This window comes from Paraburkholderia phymatum (assembly GCF_038900715.1).
Classification (GTDB): Bacteria; Pseudomonadota; Gammaproteobacteria; order Burkholderiales; family Burkholderiaceae; genus Paraburkholderia; species Paraburkholderia phymatum_A.
In genome coordinates this window covers 1-939 of sequence record NZ_JAYMRZ010000086.1, presented here as the reverse complement: position 1 = coordinate 939, position 939 = coordinate 1, and the positions used below count along the sequence as shown (strand labels likewise).

Below are 939 nucleotides of genomic sequence, written 5' to 3'. Positions count from 1 at the left end.
GGGGAGTAACCAGGATGAAGGGGGGTTCTCACAGCCGACGGCATCAGATGTGCCAAAGTGGAAGTAGCGAAACAAACCACTTGAGGAAGGAGAACCCCGAATGAAGCTTACCGCAGTCGGTGTTGATGTTGCAAAGCGAGTGTTTCAGTTGCACTGGGTCGAGCCGGAAACCGGCGAGATCATCAACAAGCAGATCAAACGAGCTGGGTTCCTCGAGCATTTCGCGAATCGCTCGCCCTGCCTCATAGGAATGGAGGCTTGTGGTGGTGCGCAGCATTGGGCACGTCGGTTGATCGAGATGGGGCATCAGGTGCGGCTGATGCCGGGCAAGGCGGTGAAGGCGTTCGTTAGCGGCAACAAGAACGACGTCGCAGATGCGCGGGCGATCTGGACCGCAGTACAGCAGTCGAGTGTGAAGTCGGTCGCGGTGAAGAGCGAAGCACAGCAGGCTGTGCTGGCACTGCACCGGATGCGGCAGCAACTGATCAAGTTTCGAACGATGCAGAGCAATGGTCTGCGCGGACTACTGGTGGAGTACGGCGAGGTGATGGCAGTGGGCCGGGCAGCACTGAACAGGGCGATGACAGATGTGCTGGCGCGGTTGAGCGAGCGATTGCCTGCGGCGCTGGTGAATACGCTTCGCGAGCAGTGGAGTCGGATAGGTGAGCTGGATGGGCAGATCAAGGAAATCGAGCGCCGGCTGTCGGAGTGGATGAAGGAAGACAAGGCCTGCAGGAAGATTGCCGAGATTCCAGGCGTTGGTCTGCTGACCGCGACAGCGGCTGTGGCGACGATGGGGGATCCGAAGGTCTTCAAATCCGGGCGGGAATTTGCGGCCTGGCTCGGGCTGGTGCCAGGCCAGGTTGGCACCGGTGGCAAGGTACGGCTACTCGGGATCAGCAAGAGAGGGGATACGTATCTGCGCACGCTGCTGATACA

At 59.7% G+C, this 939-nt stretch carries 1 protein-coding gene; it reads left to right on the top strand.

The window, feature by feature from the left end; translation table 11 throughout:
• Window positions 1-100: 100 nt before the first annotated feature.
• A partial coding sequence (locus VSR68_RS42520) for an IS110 family transposase (protein WP_342945378.1) occupies window positions 101-939 on the top strand: 839 nt, incomplete at its 3' end.